This is a genomic window from Pseudomonas sp. ICMP 561, assembly GCF_002699985.1.
Lineage (GTDB): Bacteria > Pseudomonadota > Gammaproteobacteria > Pseudomonadales > Pseudomonadaceae > Aquipseudomonas > Aquipseudomonas quasicaspiana.
Window position 1 is genome coordinate 260,948 of sequence record NZ_LKBT01000067.1, and the last position, 14,796, is coordinate 275,743.

General features: G+C 57.5%; 9 protein-coding genes. 6 read left to right on the plus strand and 3 right to left on the minus strand.

The window, feature by feature from the left end; all coding sequences use genetic code 11:
• Positions 1 to 68 precede the first annotated feature (68 nt).
• Together AO242_RS26700 and AO242_RS26705 are read right to left on the minus strand one after the other, a co-directional pair.
• Entirely contained in the window at positions 69 to 398 is a 330-nt protein-coding gene (locus tag AO242_RS26700; protein WP_027901845.1) for a PA4575 family protein, read from the minus strand.
• A gap of 506 nt (positions 399 to 904) precedes the next feature.
• The gene (locus tag AO242_RS26705) at positions 905 to 3,340 is read right to left on the minus strand and encodes a Lon protease family protein (protein ID WP_099271020.1); all 2,436 of its coding nucleotides are present in this window, start codon (positions 3,338 to 3,340) and stop codon (positions 905 to 907) included.
• A 282-nt stretch (positions 3,341 to 3,622) separates the two neighbouring features.
• Here AO242_RS26705 and AO242_RS26710 point away from each other — a divergent pair, with 282 nt between their 5' ends.
• The 3 genes from AO242_RS26710 (at position 3,623) to AO242_RS26720 (ending at position 6,741) form a co-directional block, all read left to right on the plus strand.
• Positions 3,623 to 4,111: a DUF3015 domain-containing protein gene (locus AO242_RS26710; RefSeq protein WP_099271021.1), complete on the plus strand. Its 489-nt coding sequence runs from the start codon at positions 3,623 to 3,625 to the stop codon at positions 4,109 to 4,111.
• Between the two features lie 107 nt (positions 4,112 to 4,218).
• Positions 4,219 to 6,072, plus strand: a complete 1,854-nt coding sequence (locus AO242_RS26715; RefSeq protein ID WP_099271022.1) for an Lnb N-terminal periplasmic domain-containing protein — start codon at positions 4,219 to 4,221, stop codon at positions 6,070 to 6,072.
• Between the two features lie 171 nt (positions 6,073 to 6,243).
• The gene (locus AO242_RS26720; RefSeq protein ID WP_099271023.1) at positions 6,244 to 6,741 is read left to right on the plus strand and encodes a GreA/GreB family elongation factor; all 498 of its coding nucleotides are present in this window, start codon (positions 6,244 to 6,246) and stop codon (positions 6,739 to 6,741) included.
• Positions 6,742 to 6,914: 173 nt separating this feature from the next.
• On the opposite strand, the gene ettA is transcribed toward AO242_RS26720, so the two are convergent.
• Positions 6,915 to 8,579: an energy-dependent translational throttle protein EttA gene (ettA, locus tag AO242_RS26725; RefSeq protein WP_027901840.1), complete on the minus strand. Its 1,665-nt coding sequence runs from the start codon at positions 8,577 to 8,579 to the stop codon at positions 6,915 to 6,917.
• A 397-nt stretch (positions 8,580 to 8,976) separates the two neighbouring features.
• Between ettA and AO242_RS26730 the strand changes: the two genes are divergently transcribed.
• The 3 genes from AO242_RS26730 to AO242_RS29595 form a co-directional block, all read left to right on the plus strand.
• The gene (locus tag AO242_RS26730; RefSeq protein WP_099271040.1) at positions 8,977 to 12,828 is read left to right on the plus strand and encodes a sensor domain-containing protein; all 3,852 of its coding nucleotides are present in this window, start codon (positions 8,977 to 8,979) and stop codon (positions 12,826 to 12,828) included.
• Between the two features lie 221 nt (positions 12,829 to 13,049).
• Positions 13,050 to 14,303 carry a serine hydroxymethyltransferase gene (gene glyA / locus AO242_RS26735; RefSeq protein ID WP_099271024.1) on the plus strand — a complete coding sequence of 418 codons (1,254 nt, stop codon included), beginning with the start codon at positions 13,050 to 13,052 and terminating at the stop codon, positions 14,301 to 14,303.
• A gap of 239 nt (positions 14,304 to 14,542) precedes the next feature.
• The coding region (locus AO242_RS29595; protein ID WP_218927857.1) for a hypothetical protein at positions 14,543 to 14,796 on the plus strand (254 nt) is incomplete at its 3' end.

The window sequence follows — 14,796 nt, forward strand, 5'->3', positions numbered from 1 at the left end:
TACTACTGCAGCCTTCCATATGGATCATATGAATCGCAAGGTAACGTCGTAGCGCAGGTTGAATGAGGCTAGAAAGGGGAAGAACGCTGGGCCCCGGATGAATCACTATTGATCCGGCGTAACTCGCCCTGCAGGTGCAGGCTCCAGATAGGCATATCGTCTGTTTCTTCGTAACCGCTGGAAGTCAGACTCTCGGCAATCGCCAACATCACTGACTCGGCAGCCGGAGCCCCGGGAAAAGGCCCTTGAGTCTTGATCGCAGAGGGTTGTTCCCCAGTCATGCCAGCAGCAAATAGCAACGTCCACATGCCATTGTCACCAGAAAGGGGGCGTATCACACATTCGATCCGGGTCATCAGACCCAGGCATTGGCGGGTAAGGCAGAGGCTACGCGACATGGCGAGCTCCTCGTTGGCTACGGTGTTCGCCGCATTGAAAATGCTTTAAGGCGCGTCAGTCCCTTTGACAACCGTGGTACGGAAACAGGATAGAGGAAAAGATGAATTGGGAAAGTTGAGGGGGATGAACGGCGCATCGGTAGCCATCGAAGTCTGTAGGAGCTGCCGAAGGCTGCGAAGCGATGCTCCTGACACTCCGTCGTTCGCAGCCTTCGGCAGCTCCTACAGGAATCGTGCTGAATTTAGGGCCTGCGGGAGCGGATTTATCCGCGAAGGGGCCGGCACGGTCAACATCATCGTCGGCTGACATACCGTATTCGCGAATGAATTCGCTCCCACACAGACTGTGTGAAAACGTAGCGAGCGACGGCAAGACAAGGCAAAAACAGGCGAAAAAGCGGAGTTTAGGTGTTCTAAATGAGCATTTTTCGCCTGTTTTTAACGCAGTATTGCCGAGCGCAGTAGTTTTCACAGAGTCTGCACAGAAGGCGTTGCCACTTCCGTGGTTAAGCCTTGAACTCTGGTGCCAGCTGCGCAGGCTCCTTCTCCAGCTCCTCTCTGAGATCGTCATCGCTGAGCATCTCGGCGATATCACGCAGACGCTCGACGACACGGGCATTGATGCTGCCTTCCGGGAACTCGCCGTTCTCGTCCGGCTCACCGGCAGGCTCGCCCACCAACAGGCTCAAGGCTTCATCCGCCTGACGCACTGCATAAACGTGGAATTGCCCGGCGCGTACGGCTTGCAGCACACGCTCATCAAGCATCAGTGTCGCCACGTTGGCCTGCGGGATGATTGCGCCCTGCTCGCCGGTCAGACCGCGTGCCTCACAGAGTCTGAAGAAGCCTTCGATCTTCTCGTTGACCCCGCCCACCGCCTGCACTTCACCGAACTGGTTGATCGAGCCGGTGATTGCAAAGCACTGCTTGAGCGGGGTTTTCGACAAAGCCGAAATCAGCGTGCACGCCTCGCCCAACGACGCACTGTCGCCATCCACGTAACCGTAAGACTGCTCCAGCGCGATACTCGCCGAAATCGCCAACGGAAATTCCTGCGCATACCGGCTACCCAGATAGCCAGTCAGGATCATCACGCCTTTGGAGTGAATCGGCTGGCCGAGGTTAACCTCACGCTCGATATCGACGATGCCGCTGCCGCCCGGATAGACCGTGGCGGAAATCCGAGCGGGTACACCGAAAGCGGAGTCGCCCACTTCCAGCACCGTCAGCCCGTTGCACTTGCCGACCGCCGCACCGTCAGTGTCGATGAGGATGATGCCAGCCATCATGTCATCGAGAATCCGCGCCGACACACGACCGGTCCGTGTGGCCTTGGCCTTGAGTGCTCGTTCGATATGGCCCGCGTCGGTCTGCTCATCGTTAGCCAACTGGCGAATGAAATCAGCCTCGCTGACCAGCTGGAACAAATCACCGATTCGCGCCGAGAGACGCCCCTGATGCTCGGCCAGGCGAGCGCTGTAGGTCGCCAGACGCGCCACCGCGTCCGCCGTCAGTGGCGCCATGCCCTCTTCCGAAGTACGGGTCTTCAGCAACTGGGCGAACTGCTCAAGAGTTTCGTCGTACATCGGGATGTCTTCATCGAAATCCACCAGTACCCGGAACATCTCCTGGAAGTCCGGATCCAGGTCCTGCAGCGTGTAATACAGCGACCGCGCACCGATAATGATCACTTTGACCTGCAACGGGATCACTTGCGGCGTGAGGCTGACCGTAGCCAGACGCCCCATCTCACCCAGCGGGGATTCCATTTTCAGTTTGCGCGATTGCAGGGCGCGCTTGAGGGCGTCCCAGACAAAAGGCTCGCTGAGCATTTTCTCCGCTTCGAGAATCAGGAACCCACCGTTGGCGCGATGCAATGCACCTGGCCGCAACTGGCGGTAGGTGGTGTAAAGCGCGCCCTGATCGGTGCTGTATTCGATACGGCCAAACAGGTTGTCGTAAGTCGGATGCGGCTCGAACACCACCGGAGCGCCGCCGCTGGCTGCGTGACCCACCACCAGACTCGGGCTGTATTGCTCTTCAAGCAGCTTGCGCGCCTGAGCATCGGTCTTGCTGTCGTCGACCAGTTGCTCGACCACGGTCTTCAACAGGTAAACCTGCATCGCCTGCAAATACGCACAGACCGCCGCGTTCTCCGCGTACTGCTCGGACAATGGTGCCAACAGTGGCTGAAGCGCCAGGGTGATGGTCTCTTCGTTCAACTGACGCAGTTGATTACTGGACTCGCGCTTCCACTGCGGCAAGCTGGCGAGCTCTTCGTTCAACCGCTCTTCAAGTGCCGAGATGTCTTCGTGGAAGCGCTCGCGATCAGCTTCAGGCAGTTGCGAAAACTCGGCTTCATCCAGCGCCTTGCCGTCCAGCATCGGGGTAAAGGCGATATTGGTGCTGTCGCGGTACAGAGCGATGTCTTTTTCCAGCGCCAGACGCTCGATGACGTCCAGTGCCTTGTCATACCGCTGGTTGAAAGCGCGGTCGATGGCACTTTTCTTTTGCTGATACGACGGATGCTCGAAGACGGCCGGAAAGGTCGACAGCAAGTTATCGATCAAACCACCAATATCAGTGATGAACTGATGCGCGCTGCCCGGTGGCAACTCCAGTGCACGGGGCTCGCGGGGTTCGTCGAAGTGGTTGACGTAAACCCAGTCACTGGGGGTTTGAAGACGCTTGCCTTCGGCTTTGAGGTATCGCTTCACGAACGAGAAGCGGCCGGTACCGGGCTCGCCCATGACGAACACGTTGTAACCGGGGCGCGGCATGGCCACACCGAATTGCAGGGCTTCTACTGCTCGTTCCTGGCCGAGCACACCGCGAAAAGGCTCCAGATCATTGGTCGTCGAAAAGCTGAACTGTTCAGCGGAAAAAGGACGCGTCAGCGCTTCAGGCGCAAGACGCAGGCTGGCAGCAACAGTATCGGGCATCGGGCATCCTTACATCAGGCGGGGCAGATGGCGGCATTCTGGCGCTCGCTGGACTCGACTTGCAAGACAGTAAAAAACTCAAGTCGTCACAAACCCTGCGGTACGCTGGCCAGAGCGTTATATCAATGAGATTTTTTTGATGAACATTTTGTAATAAAAGGCGGAACCCTTGGATAGCGCCTAAGCTCCAACTTTGGCGCACCAGACATTTAACGCTGGCCGCCTTGGCGCAACTTAAGCCATGAACCCTGACCCTTGGTTGAATATAAAGAGAATAAAGCTATGAAACGGATTCTTCTTGGTAGTCTCTTCGCAGCTGTTTCCATCAACGCTATGGCCCAGGCTCCTGGTGGCCCGGACTGCGGCTGGGGCAACATGTTGTTCGAAGGTCAACGCGGTACTCCCGCTCATTTCCTCGCATCAACCACTAACGGTACTTCGGGCAACGCCACTTTCGGCATGACCTCGGGCACCAACGGCTGCTCCACCAACAGCGCACTGACCTACGGCGGTAAATCCTGGATTGCCATGAACGGCATGATGGACGAGCTCTCCAAGGACATGGCCATGGGTCAAGGCGAAGCACTGACTACTTACGCGGTAGTGCTGGGCGTTGCACCGGAAGACCGTGCGCATTTCGCCGCTGTCACCCACGAGCACTTCAACCAGATTTTCAGCAAGGCAGACGCCACCGCTGAAGACGTTCACACCAACACCATCGACGTACTGAAAAACGATCCAACCCTGGCCAAGTACGCTACCCAGGCATAAGCTCGTTGCGCCCGCCCTCCCACTCGGAGGGCGGGCTTTTTGTTGCGTTCACGCGCTAGACTGCTGACTTCCCGATCTCCTGACGATCTCTTGAATAGTTGCTTTCCATGCTCAAACGCCTTGTGTATCTGGCGCTCTGCGTCTGCACCCCGCTGTCCGCCGCGCAACACGCGAGCGATGAACGTTTGCAGCAACTGGCCAATGAGCCATTCTGGATTTCATTAGGGCATTACGAGACCGCCAAGCTGGGTGGCTGGCGCAGCTATGTTGACGACCCAAAATTCTTTCTCTCGGCCAACGGTGAACACGACCCGAAGGCGGAGCTGAGCGCCACCGTTGATGCCCTCTATGCCCCGGCAAGCGCGGGCGAGAAGCACGCCCAGTGTGTCTACCCGGCACGCACTCGCTGGCTGAAGGATCAATTGCAGCTCAAAGACCTGCCAGCCGTAGAGTGCAAAGAGTTCACTCAATGGTTCAAGGACGTTGCACCCGACAGCGCAGTAATGATCTTCCCCGCCGCCTACCTGAACAGCCCGTCATCCATGTTCGGCCATACGCTGCTGCGCATCGATCAGGCTGATGTAAAAACCAATAACACTGCCCTGCTCAGCTATGCGATCAACTTCGGTGCTTATATCGAAGGCATGGACAACAGCATTCTGTATGCCTGGAAGGGCTTGGCTGGCGGCTACCCCGGCCTGTTCGCGCTGGTGCCTTACCAGGAAAAACTGTCGGAATATCGCAGCCTGGAAAACCGCGACCTGTGGGAATACCACCTCAACCTGACCCCGGAAGAAACCGGGCGAATGGTTGAACACGTGTGGGAGCTCAAGCAGATCCGCTTCGGTTACTACTTCTTCGACGAAAACTGCTCTTATCGCCTACTGGAACTGCTGCAGGTTGCTCGCCCCGGCTTGAAGCTCACCGAGCAATTCCCTCTGACCGCTATCCCGACCGATACCGTCAAGGCTGTCAAAGCCGCTGGCCTTGTGGACAAGATCGACTACCGTCCTTCCCGGGAACGCGAACTGCTTGAGCGCGCAAAACCGCTAAACAGCTCCGAGCAGCAATGGGTACTGGATGTCAGTGCCGATCAGAAGCAACTGCAAAACCCTGAATACCTTGCTCAACCCAAAGAGCGTCGCGCGCTGATTCAGGATGCCGCGTATCGCCTGGAACGCTACCGCGCGAACGGTCAGGAACGTGATGCCGGGCGCGCTCAGCGCAGCTTCGAGCTACTGCGTGCAATCAATCAGAACCCGCCGCCAGCGCTGGACATCAAACGTCCCGGTTTACCCGAAGATGGTCACGAGTCCCGCACTTGGCAAGCCGGCGTCGGCACCCGTGATGACAAGGCCTTTGCAGAATATGGCCTGCGCATGGCCTATCACGATCTCAACGACAACGCCTATGGCTTCCCGCTGGGGGCGCAGATCGAAATCCTGCAACTCAAGCTGCGTCAGTACGAAGGCAATCACTGGCAACTGCAGCAACTGGATCTGGCGACGATTCGTTCGCTGACGCCGCGCAATGCGCTGCTGCAACCCTGGTCGTGGCAAGTGACTGGCGGTCTGGAGCGAGTACTCGGTAAACACGGCGATGAAACGCTGGTTTCCCATGTGAACGGCGGCGCAGGCGGGACATGGCAGTTGGGCGAAGACGTGCTGGGTTTCGCGCTGGGCACCGTTCGTGTCGAGCACAACAACGATTTCGCCGAGTTCATCTCACCCGCTGCCGGCTTCAACACCGGCGTGTTGTGGCGTAATCCGTTGGGTAACCTGAGCCTTGAAACCAAGGGCGACTATTTCACCAACGGCGAAGTCCGCCGCAGCATCAGCCTCAACCAGCAGTGGGAACTGTCACGCAACTTTGGCCTGCGCCTGAGCGCACAGCGCGAGTTCAGCCAACTGAGCTCCCCGCAGAACGAAGTGATGCTTGAGGTGAAGTGGTATCACTATTGATTGATAGGCGGTGCGAGTACCTGTAGGAGCTGCCGAAGGCTGCGAAAGCATTCATCCTGACACGCCCCATCGCAGCCTTCGGCAGCTCCTACAGGGAATAACATCTGCGTAATAATCAACGAAACTTATCCCCCGCACCCATGGCCCAACCTCCATTAGAGGAGAAAAACCATGAGCCGCGCCTTCGTCAACGAAGACAACGCCGCTGCGGATGCCGACCAGCCGGTCGAGCGCCTGATCAGCGAGCAACCCAATTACGTTACCGCCAGCGGTCTGGAGCATTTGCAGCGCCGCGTCGCCGAACTTCAGGCCCATCACAGCGAGATCGCGGCACTGGATCAAGACAACGACAAACAGCATCTGGCTGACCTTGAACGTGACCTGCGTTATTTCAATCAGCGCCTGCTAAGTGCACAAGTCGTCACTCCCGCCATCTCGACGGAAAAGGTCCAGATCGGAAGCTGGGTGACCTATGCCGATGAAGACAGCACTGAACATCGCGTGCAACTGGTCGGCGAAGATCAGGCTGATGCAGCCGCAGGTTTGATTAACTGGGCCTCGCCGCTGGGTCGCGCCTTGATTGGCGCGCAGTTGGGTGATGAAGTGCTCTGGAAGCGCCCGGCCGGAGATCAGGATATCGAGGTTATTCTGATTGAACCGGATGCATAGGGTATGCCGCCCGGTAGGAGCGAACTTGTTCGCGAGGCGATGCACCTGACACACCACGTCGTCTGCCTCGCGAACAAGTTCGCTCCTGCCGGACGCTTTACATATCGATAAGCGAACATTGCTGCCAAAAAAAACGGAGCCCGTAGGCTCCGTTTCTGTAACACCTGAATAAATCAGGCTAGCTTCTTGTGGCGTACCCGATGCGGCTGGGCCGCAGCGTCGCCCAAGCGTTTCTTGCGGTCGGCTTCGTACTCGGTGTAGTTGCCTTCAAAGAACACTGCTTGCGAATCATCTTCGTAAGCCAGGATGTGGGTCGCAACCCGGTCCAGGAACCACCGATCGTGAGAGATCACAATGGCGGCGCCAGGGAAGTCCAGCAGTGCTTCTTCCAGCGAACGCAGGGTTTCCACGTCGAGGTCGTTGGACGGTTCGTCGAGCAGCAAGACGTTGCCGCCTTCCTTCAAGGTCAACGCCAAGTGCAAGCGACCACGCTCACCACCGGAGAGATCCTTGACGAACTTCTGCTGATCACCGCCCTTGAAGTTGAAGCGGCCGACATAAGTGCGTGACGGGATTTCGTAGTTGCCGATACGGATCTGGTCGGAACCGTCGGAAATCTGCTGGAACACAGTCTTGCTGCCATCCAGGTCGTCACGGCTCTGATCAACACAAGCCAGTTGCACGGTTTCACCAATCTCGATGCTGCCCGAGTCCGGCGTTTCCTTGCCCATCAACATGCGGAACAGGGTCGATTTACCGGCACCGTTACCACCGATCACGCCCACGATTGCGCCTTTAGGCATGGCGAACGACAGGTTGTCGATCAGCACGCGATCGCCGTAACCCTTGCTGACGTTCTTGAATTCGATGACCTTGTCGCCCAGGCGTGGACCGGCCGGGATATAGATCTCGTTGGTTTCACTGCGCTTCTGGAATTCCTGCGATTGCATTTCTTCAAAGCGTTGCAGACGAGCCTTAGACTTGGACTGACGTGCCTTGGCACCTTTGCGAACCCATTCCAGCTCTTCTTTCATAGCCTTTTCATGGGCCGACTGCTGCTTGGACTCCTGGGCAAGACGATCGGATTTGGCTTCCAGCCAGCCCGAATAGTTGCCCTCGTAAGGAATGCCAGCGCCGCGGTCGAGTTCCAGAATCCAGCCCGCGACGTTATCCAGGAAGTAACGGTCGTGCGTGATCGCAACCACTGTGCCCGGGAAATCGTGCAGGAAGTGTTCAAGCCAGGCTACCGAGTCGGCATCCAGGTGGTTGGTCGGCTCGTCGAGGAGCAGCATGTCCGGCGCGGACAGCAGCAGGCGGCAGAGGGCTACACGACGTTTTTCACCGCCGGAAAGCACTTCAACCTTCGCATCCCACGCTGGCAAACGAAGCGCATCGGCGGCGACTTCCAGTTGGCGGTCCAGATTGTGGCCATCGGAGGCCTGGAGGATGGCTTCCAGCTTCGCCTGCTCGGCAGCCAGCTTGTCGAAGTCAGCATCAGGGTCTGCATATTCTGCATACACTTCATCAAGACGCGCCTGAGCGTTCTTGATCACACTGACCGCTTCCTCAACCACTTCACGCACGGTCTTGGTCGGATCAAGCTGCGGCTCTTGAGGCAGATAACCGATGTTCAGTTCAGGCATCGGACGTGCTTCACCGTCGAACTCGGTGTCGACACCCGCCATGATTTTCAGAAGAGTGGACTTACCCGAACCGTTCAGACCGAGCACGCCGATCTTGGCGCCCGGGAAAAACGACAGGGATATATTTTTGAGAATTTCCCGCTTCGGCGGCACAACTTTGCTCAGCCGATGCATGGTGAAGACGTATTGGGCCATGGGATGAAAACCTGGGTTTATGACTGTTGAATAGGGACGCGAGCTTGGCGCTACGACGCAAAAAAACGTTTTATTTGTCGACGGCACTTGCCGTTGGACGGTTCCACGCCTTGAATTATCTACATCGCAGGATGTGAGGGCCGTGGAACCAGATCAAAGTTTGCAAGCAGTGGAGTCACTCATGCAGAAGTCGGCAGAGGCTGCGCGTTGGGCAAAGCTACCCGAATGCGGGCTTGAGGGCAAACCATCTGAGCCAGCGGGGCTGGCACTTAGCCACAACTCAAGGCATGCTAGCCGCCCTTTGGGCGTCGGCATATAGTTCCCCCGCATTCGCGGCAGCGCAGCCCGATGCTATCGTTTTCAAACAGCCTGTTCAGTTCAGTAGTCAGGATCAATGTTGCCAACATCAACTCCCCCGTCTCAATCGAGCGCCACCAGGAGCGCAACAGCGGTGCCTTTGCGCGGGTCATTGAAAGGCATGCTGGCAGCGCTGGTGTTGATGATGCTTGCACTGATTCTTTGGCAGTTGATTGATCAGTACCAACAGAACCAGGATCGTCAACGCCATCGCAGTCTCGACTACAGCGTGCAGCTGGCGGACCGCTTGAGCCTGAACATGGAGCTGAGTGCTCAAGTGGCGCTCAATTTGCTGAGCCGCAGCAGCCCACAGGAGCCTCAAAGCCCGGAGCAGAAAATAAAGCTGTTGGACGACTTGCGTCATTCGCTGCCCTCTTTGCGCAGCATTGCGTGGCTGGACGCGAGCGGCAAGGTCACAACAGACAGCCTGGATGCTTCCACCGACGCCTTGTTTCTCAAGCAGACGGTCCAACAAGCCATGGGCCGGCCTTTTTATTACGACAACAGTGAAGACGGCTCGCAGATCTACCTGCTGATCCAGCATCCCGGTAAAAGCAACCAAAGCTATTGGGCACTGCGTTTGAGCCCGGACGTCCTCAAGTCCCTGACGCGTCAGACGCGCCAGGGTTTCCAGCCGCTCTGGCGCCTGGAGAACCGCTCCACTGATCGCCTGTTATTTCGCGACAAAACCATCGAGCATGAACCGCTGGTGAGCAGCATTGGCGAGATCGAGAGCGTGCTGCTTCAACCTCTGACCAATAGTAATTGGCAGCTACGCGGCCAGTTCGACGTCAGCAAGGCGCGTGAACAACTGCTCGGGCCGTTGATCGGCAAATGCGTGATTGGCCTGCTTTGTTCAATCCTGCCGTTATTCGCGCTGTTGAGCCTGCGTCGACGTCAACGTCAGCTCCATGAGAGCAGACGCCGCTATCAGGATATTTTCGAAGGTGCTGGCGTCGCCATCTGCGTGCTGGATATGTCAGACCTGCCCGGCTATCTCGAAACACTGCAAATCGATAACAGCCAGGGACTGAATGAACTGCTCAAGGCCCAGCCCGGGCAACTCAAGGCGCTGCTGCGCAAATTGCGCATTACCGAAGTCAATCAGGTCGCATTGAGCCTGCTCAACGTCAAATCCAACGATCAGGCATGGCAGCACGTTATAGAAGGCGGGCAGCGAAGCCATCAAGGGATTGGCGAGCAACTGATCCACGCGGTGCTGACCCGAAAAAACCAGCTGGAAATCGAAATCCGCCTGACTCGGGATCGCGGCGAAGATCAATACCTGTGGCTGGTGGTGCGGCTGCCTGAAGACCGCGAGGACTTCAATTCCGTCATTCTGAGTATCGGCGACATCACCAGTCGCAAGCGGGTCGAGCTGTCGCAGCAGGAACGCGAAGGGTTCTGGTCGAATGTGGTGCGCACCGTCCCGGACCATCTGTATGTGCAGGATGTGCTCAGCCAACGGATGATCTATAGCAACCACAACCTTGGCCAGACACTCGGTTACAGCAGGACTGAACTGCTGCGCATGGGCGAGTTTTTCTGGGAGATGCTGCTGCACCCCGATGACGCCGAGCGTTATCAGGACATGCGCCTGCGACAGCGCCACCGTGGTCACAGCGAACTTCTGCAATGCCAGCTGCGCTTCCGTGACCGTGACAATAAATGGCGGCGTTTCGATATCCGCGAGCAGGCGTTGTCCCGGGATCTTGATGATCAGGTTACGCGCATCATCGGCGTCGCCAAAGACATCACCGAACAGCTGGAAGCCAGCGAGTCCCTGCGTGACAGCGAACAGCGCTACCGCATGCTGGCCGAAAGCATCAGCGACGTGATCTTCTCCACCAACAGCAAACTCACGCCCAACTACGTCAGCCCTTCAGTGCAGGGCGTGCTCGGTTACAGTGCCGAATGGATTCTCAAGCACGGCTGGAAATCCACCGTCGCCAACCCGCAGCAACTGGCAGGCTTTTACGCGCTGATGGATCGCATCCGCAAAGTGCTGAAAAAACCGGAAGCACTGGCGGCCTTGCGCCAAGAGATCCCGACCCAGTTATTCCTGTTTGACTGCCTGCGCGCCGACGGGCGGAAAATCCCTATCGAGTTGCGCCTGGTGCTGGTCTGGGACGACCAGGGTACGTTTGAGGGCATCCTTGGCGTGGGACGTGATATCAGCCAGCAGCGTCGGGCTGAAAAAGACCTGCGCATGGCCGCTACCGTATTCGAACACTCGACTTCCGCCATCCTGATTACCGATCCGGCGGGCTACATCGTGCAAACCAACGAGGCGTTCAGCCGGGTCAGCGGTTACACCGCAGCACAGGTGCTCGACCAGTTACCCACTCTGCTGACCGTCGATAACCAGCAGGAAGCGCACTTGCGCTACATCGTCAAACAGCTGAATCAGCACAGCAGTTGGGAAGGCGAAGTCTGGCTCAAACGTCGCAATGATGAACACTACCCGGCCTGGGTCGGCATCACGGCAGTACTGGATGACGAAGGCGATCTGGCCAGTTACGTCTGCTTCTTCACCGATATCAGTGAGCGCAAGGCCAGCGAGCAGCGCATCCATCGCCTGGCTTACTACGACGCCCTGACTCACTTGCCGAACCGCTCGCTATTCCAGGATCGCCTGCACTCAGCGCTGCAGCATGCCGAGCGGCAGAATGCCTGGGTCGTGTTGATGTTCCTCGACCTTGACCGCTTCAAGCCGATCAACGACTCCCTGGGACACGCGGCCGGTGACCGCATGCTCAAGGAAATGGCCACGCGGCTGCTGGCGTGCGTCGCCGATGACGACACAGTTGCCCGCATGGGCGGCGACGAGTTCACCTTGCTGCTGCAACCGAGTCCGACTCGGGAGCTCGCCCTGAACCGCGCCATTCACGTTGCCGAGCAGATCCTGACCAGCCTGGTCACACCGTTCGTCCTTGAAGGGCGGGAGTTCTTCGTGACCGCCAGTATCGGCATCGCCCTCAGCCCTCAAGACGGTAACGAACTGAGCCAGTTGATGAAGAACGCCGACACCGCGATGTATCACGCGAAGGAAAACGGCAAAAACAACTTCCAGTTCTATCAGGCCGACATGAACGCTTCGGCGCTGGAACGCCTGGAGCTGGAAAGCGACTTGCGCCATGCACTGGAGCAGCAGGAATTCACCCTGTTCTACCAGCCTCAGTTCAGCGGCGACGGCAAGCGCCTCACGGGTGCCGAAGCCTTGTTGCGCTGGCGTCATCCACGTCGCGGACTGGTCTCGCCAAACGAGTTCATTCCCGTACTGGAGGAGCTCGGGCTGGTGGTGGAAGTGGGCGACTGGGTACTCACCGAGGCCTGCAAACAGCTCAAAGCCTGGCACCGGGCCAAGGTGCGCGTGCCCAAGGTCTCGGTCAACATTTCCGCCCGGCAATTCGCTGACGGCCAGTTGGGTAACCGGATCGCCAATATTCTCCAGGAGACCGGGCTGTCCCCTGCCTGCCTTGAACTGGAGTTGACCGAAAGTATTCTGATGCGCGAAGTCGGCGTGGCGATGCAGATTCTCGACGGCCTCAAGCGCCTGGGCCTGAGCATTGCGGTAGATGACTTCGGCACCGGCTATTCGTCGCTGAACTACCTGAAACAGTTCCCCATCGACATCCTCAAGATCGACCGGACCTTCGTCGACGGTCTGCCTTCGGGCGAGCAGGACGCACAGATCGCCCGCGCCATCATCGCCATGGCCCACAGCCTGAACCTGGCGGTCATCGCCGAGGGCGTCGAAACCCACGAGCAGCTCGAGTTTCTGCGCGAGCACGGTTGTGATGAAGTGCAAGGCTACCTCTTCGGCCGCCCGATGCCAGCCAGCATGTTCGAGGCGCAGTACAGCAATGATGCGCTGTTTATGTTTGATTGAGAGGGACAGCTACAAGCTACAAGCTACAAGCAAGGGCAAGGGCAAGGGCAAGGGCAAGGGCAAGGGCAAGGGCAAGGGCAAAAGCAGAACGGCTTTTGCTTGAAGCTTGCAACTTGTAACTTGAAGCTGCTTCTAGACAACATGACTGCGTTTCATATCACTCCAGAAAGCGCTTGGGTTAGAATGCCCCCCTTTTCTGCCCCCGATCCCTGAGGACCGCCATGTTCAGCCGTGATTTGACTCTCGCCAAGTACGACTCCGATCTCTTCGCCGCGATGGAGCAAGAAGCCCTGCGCCAGGAAGAGCACATCGAGCTGATCGCTTCGGAAAACTACACCAGCCCAGCGGTGATGGAAGCTCAGGGTTCGGTCCTGACCAACAAATACGCTGAAGGCTACCCGGGCAAGCGTTACTACGGCGGCTGCGAATACGTCGACGTGGTTGAGCAACTGGCCATCGACCGCGCCAAAGAACTGTTCGGCGCAGATTACGCCAACGTTCAGCCACACGCTGGTTCGCAAGCCAACAGCGCCGTTTATCTCGCTCTGCTGCAAGGCGGCGACACCATTCTGGGCATGAGCCTGGCCCACGGCGGTCACCTGACCCACGGCGCCAGCGTCAGCTCGTCGGGCAAGCTGTACAACGCCGTTCAGTACGGCATCGACGCCAATGGCATGATCGACTACGACGAAGTTGAACGCCTGGCGGTTGAGCACAAGCCAAAGATGATCGTGGCCGGTTTCTCTGCCTACTCGCAGATTCTCGACTTCCCGCGCTTCCGCGCGATCGCTGACAAGGTTGGCGCTTACCTGTTCGTCGACATGGCCCACGTAGCCGGTCTGGTTGCTGCCGGTGTTTACCCGAACCCGGTGCCTTTCGCTGACGTCGTGACCACCACCACGCACAAGACCCTGCGCGGTCCACGTGGCGGCCTGATCCTGGCTCGCGCCAACGCCGACATCGAGAAGAAGCTGAACTCCGCAGTTTTCCCAGGTGCCCAAGGCGGCCCACTGGAGCACGTGATTGCCGCCAAGGCCGTATGCTTCAAGGAAGCTCTGCAGCCTGAGTTCAAGGCTTATCAGCAACAAGTCGTGAAAAACGCCAAGGCCATGGCCGGTGTATTCATCGAGCGCGGTTTCGACGTGGTTTCCGGCGGTACTGAAAACCACCTGTTCCTGCTCTCGCTGATCAAGCAGGATATCTCCGGTAAAGACGCTGACGCTGCCCTGGGCCGCGCCTTCATCACCGTCAACAAGAACTCCGTACCCAACGACCCACGCTCCCCGTTCGTCACCTCCGGCCTGCGCTTCGGCACACCGGCAGTCACCACTCGTGGCTTCAAGGAAGCAGAGTGCAAAGAGCTGGCAACCTGGATCTGCGACATCCTGGCTGACCTGAACAACGAAGCCGTGATCGACGCAGTACGTGAAAAAGTAAAAGCCATCTGCGCCAGACTGCCGGTATACGGCGCTTAATCAGCCCCGTTTGCAACAGTCACAAAAAGCCCCGGTTCGCGAGAGCCGGGGCTTTTTCATATCCCAGCGTCAACGCAAACCCGTAACAGGCTGCTTAACTAGCACTTTTTTCGGAATAAAAACACTCCTTTAAATCGACATTAATTCCAACCACTGTCAACTATGACAGTAGTCAACGCCCACAGCACTCACTAGCCTGACTTGACCATCACGTGATGGAACTCAACAGGTAAACGAAAATGGCAGACGACATCAGCAAATCATTCTACGGCGAGCTTAGTTTGGCCAGTGATGACTCCAAAGTTAATTTCTCCTACGTAACGCATACCAACACACCGACAATACAGAACCCTCTCTCTGGCGGAGGCGACACACCAAATGACGCGGGCTACAACCTTGAGTTTTTCGAGTACATGACGGTCAACACATTTGAGCATTACGCTCAAAAGTTTTACTTCAAATACTCTCCATCCGATAACTCCTATTCACTGAT

Bases quoted from the DNA above. Each gene is read 5' to 3' on its own strand.
- AO242_RS26700 (WP_027901845.1), bottom strand. From the start codon at position 398: ATGTCGCGTAGCCTCTGCCTTACCCGCCAATGCCTGGGTCTGATGACC.
- AO242_RS26705 (WP_099271020.1), bottom strand. From the start codon at position 3,340: ATGCCCGATACTGTTGCTGCCAGCCTGCGTCTTGCGCCTGAAGCGCTG.
- AO242_RS26710 (WP_099271021.1), top strand. From the start codon at position 3,623: ATGAAACGGATTCTTCTTGGTAGTCTCTTCGCAGCTGTTTCCATCAAC.
- AO242_RS26715 (WP_099271022.1), top strand. From the start codon at position 4,219: ATGCTCAAACGCCTTGTGTATCTGGCGCTCTGCGTCTGCACCCCGCTG.
- AO242_RS26720 (WP_099271023.1), top strand. From the start codon at position 6,244: ATGAGCCGCGCCTTCGTCAACGAAGACAACGCCGCTGCGGATGCCGAC.
- ettA (WP_027901840.1), bottom strand. From the start codon at position 8,579: ATGGCCCAATACGTCTTCACCATGCATCGGCTGAGCAAAGTTGTGCCG.
- glyA (WP_099271024.1), top strand. From the start codon at position 13,050: ATGTTCAGCCGTGATTTGACTCTCGCCAAGTACGACTCCGATCTCTTC.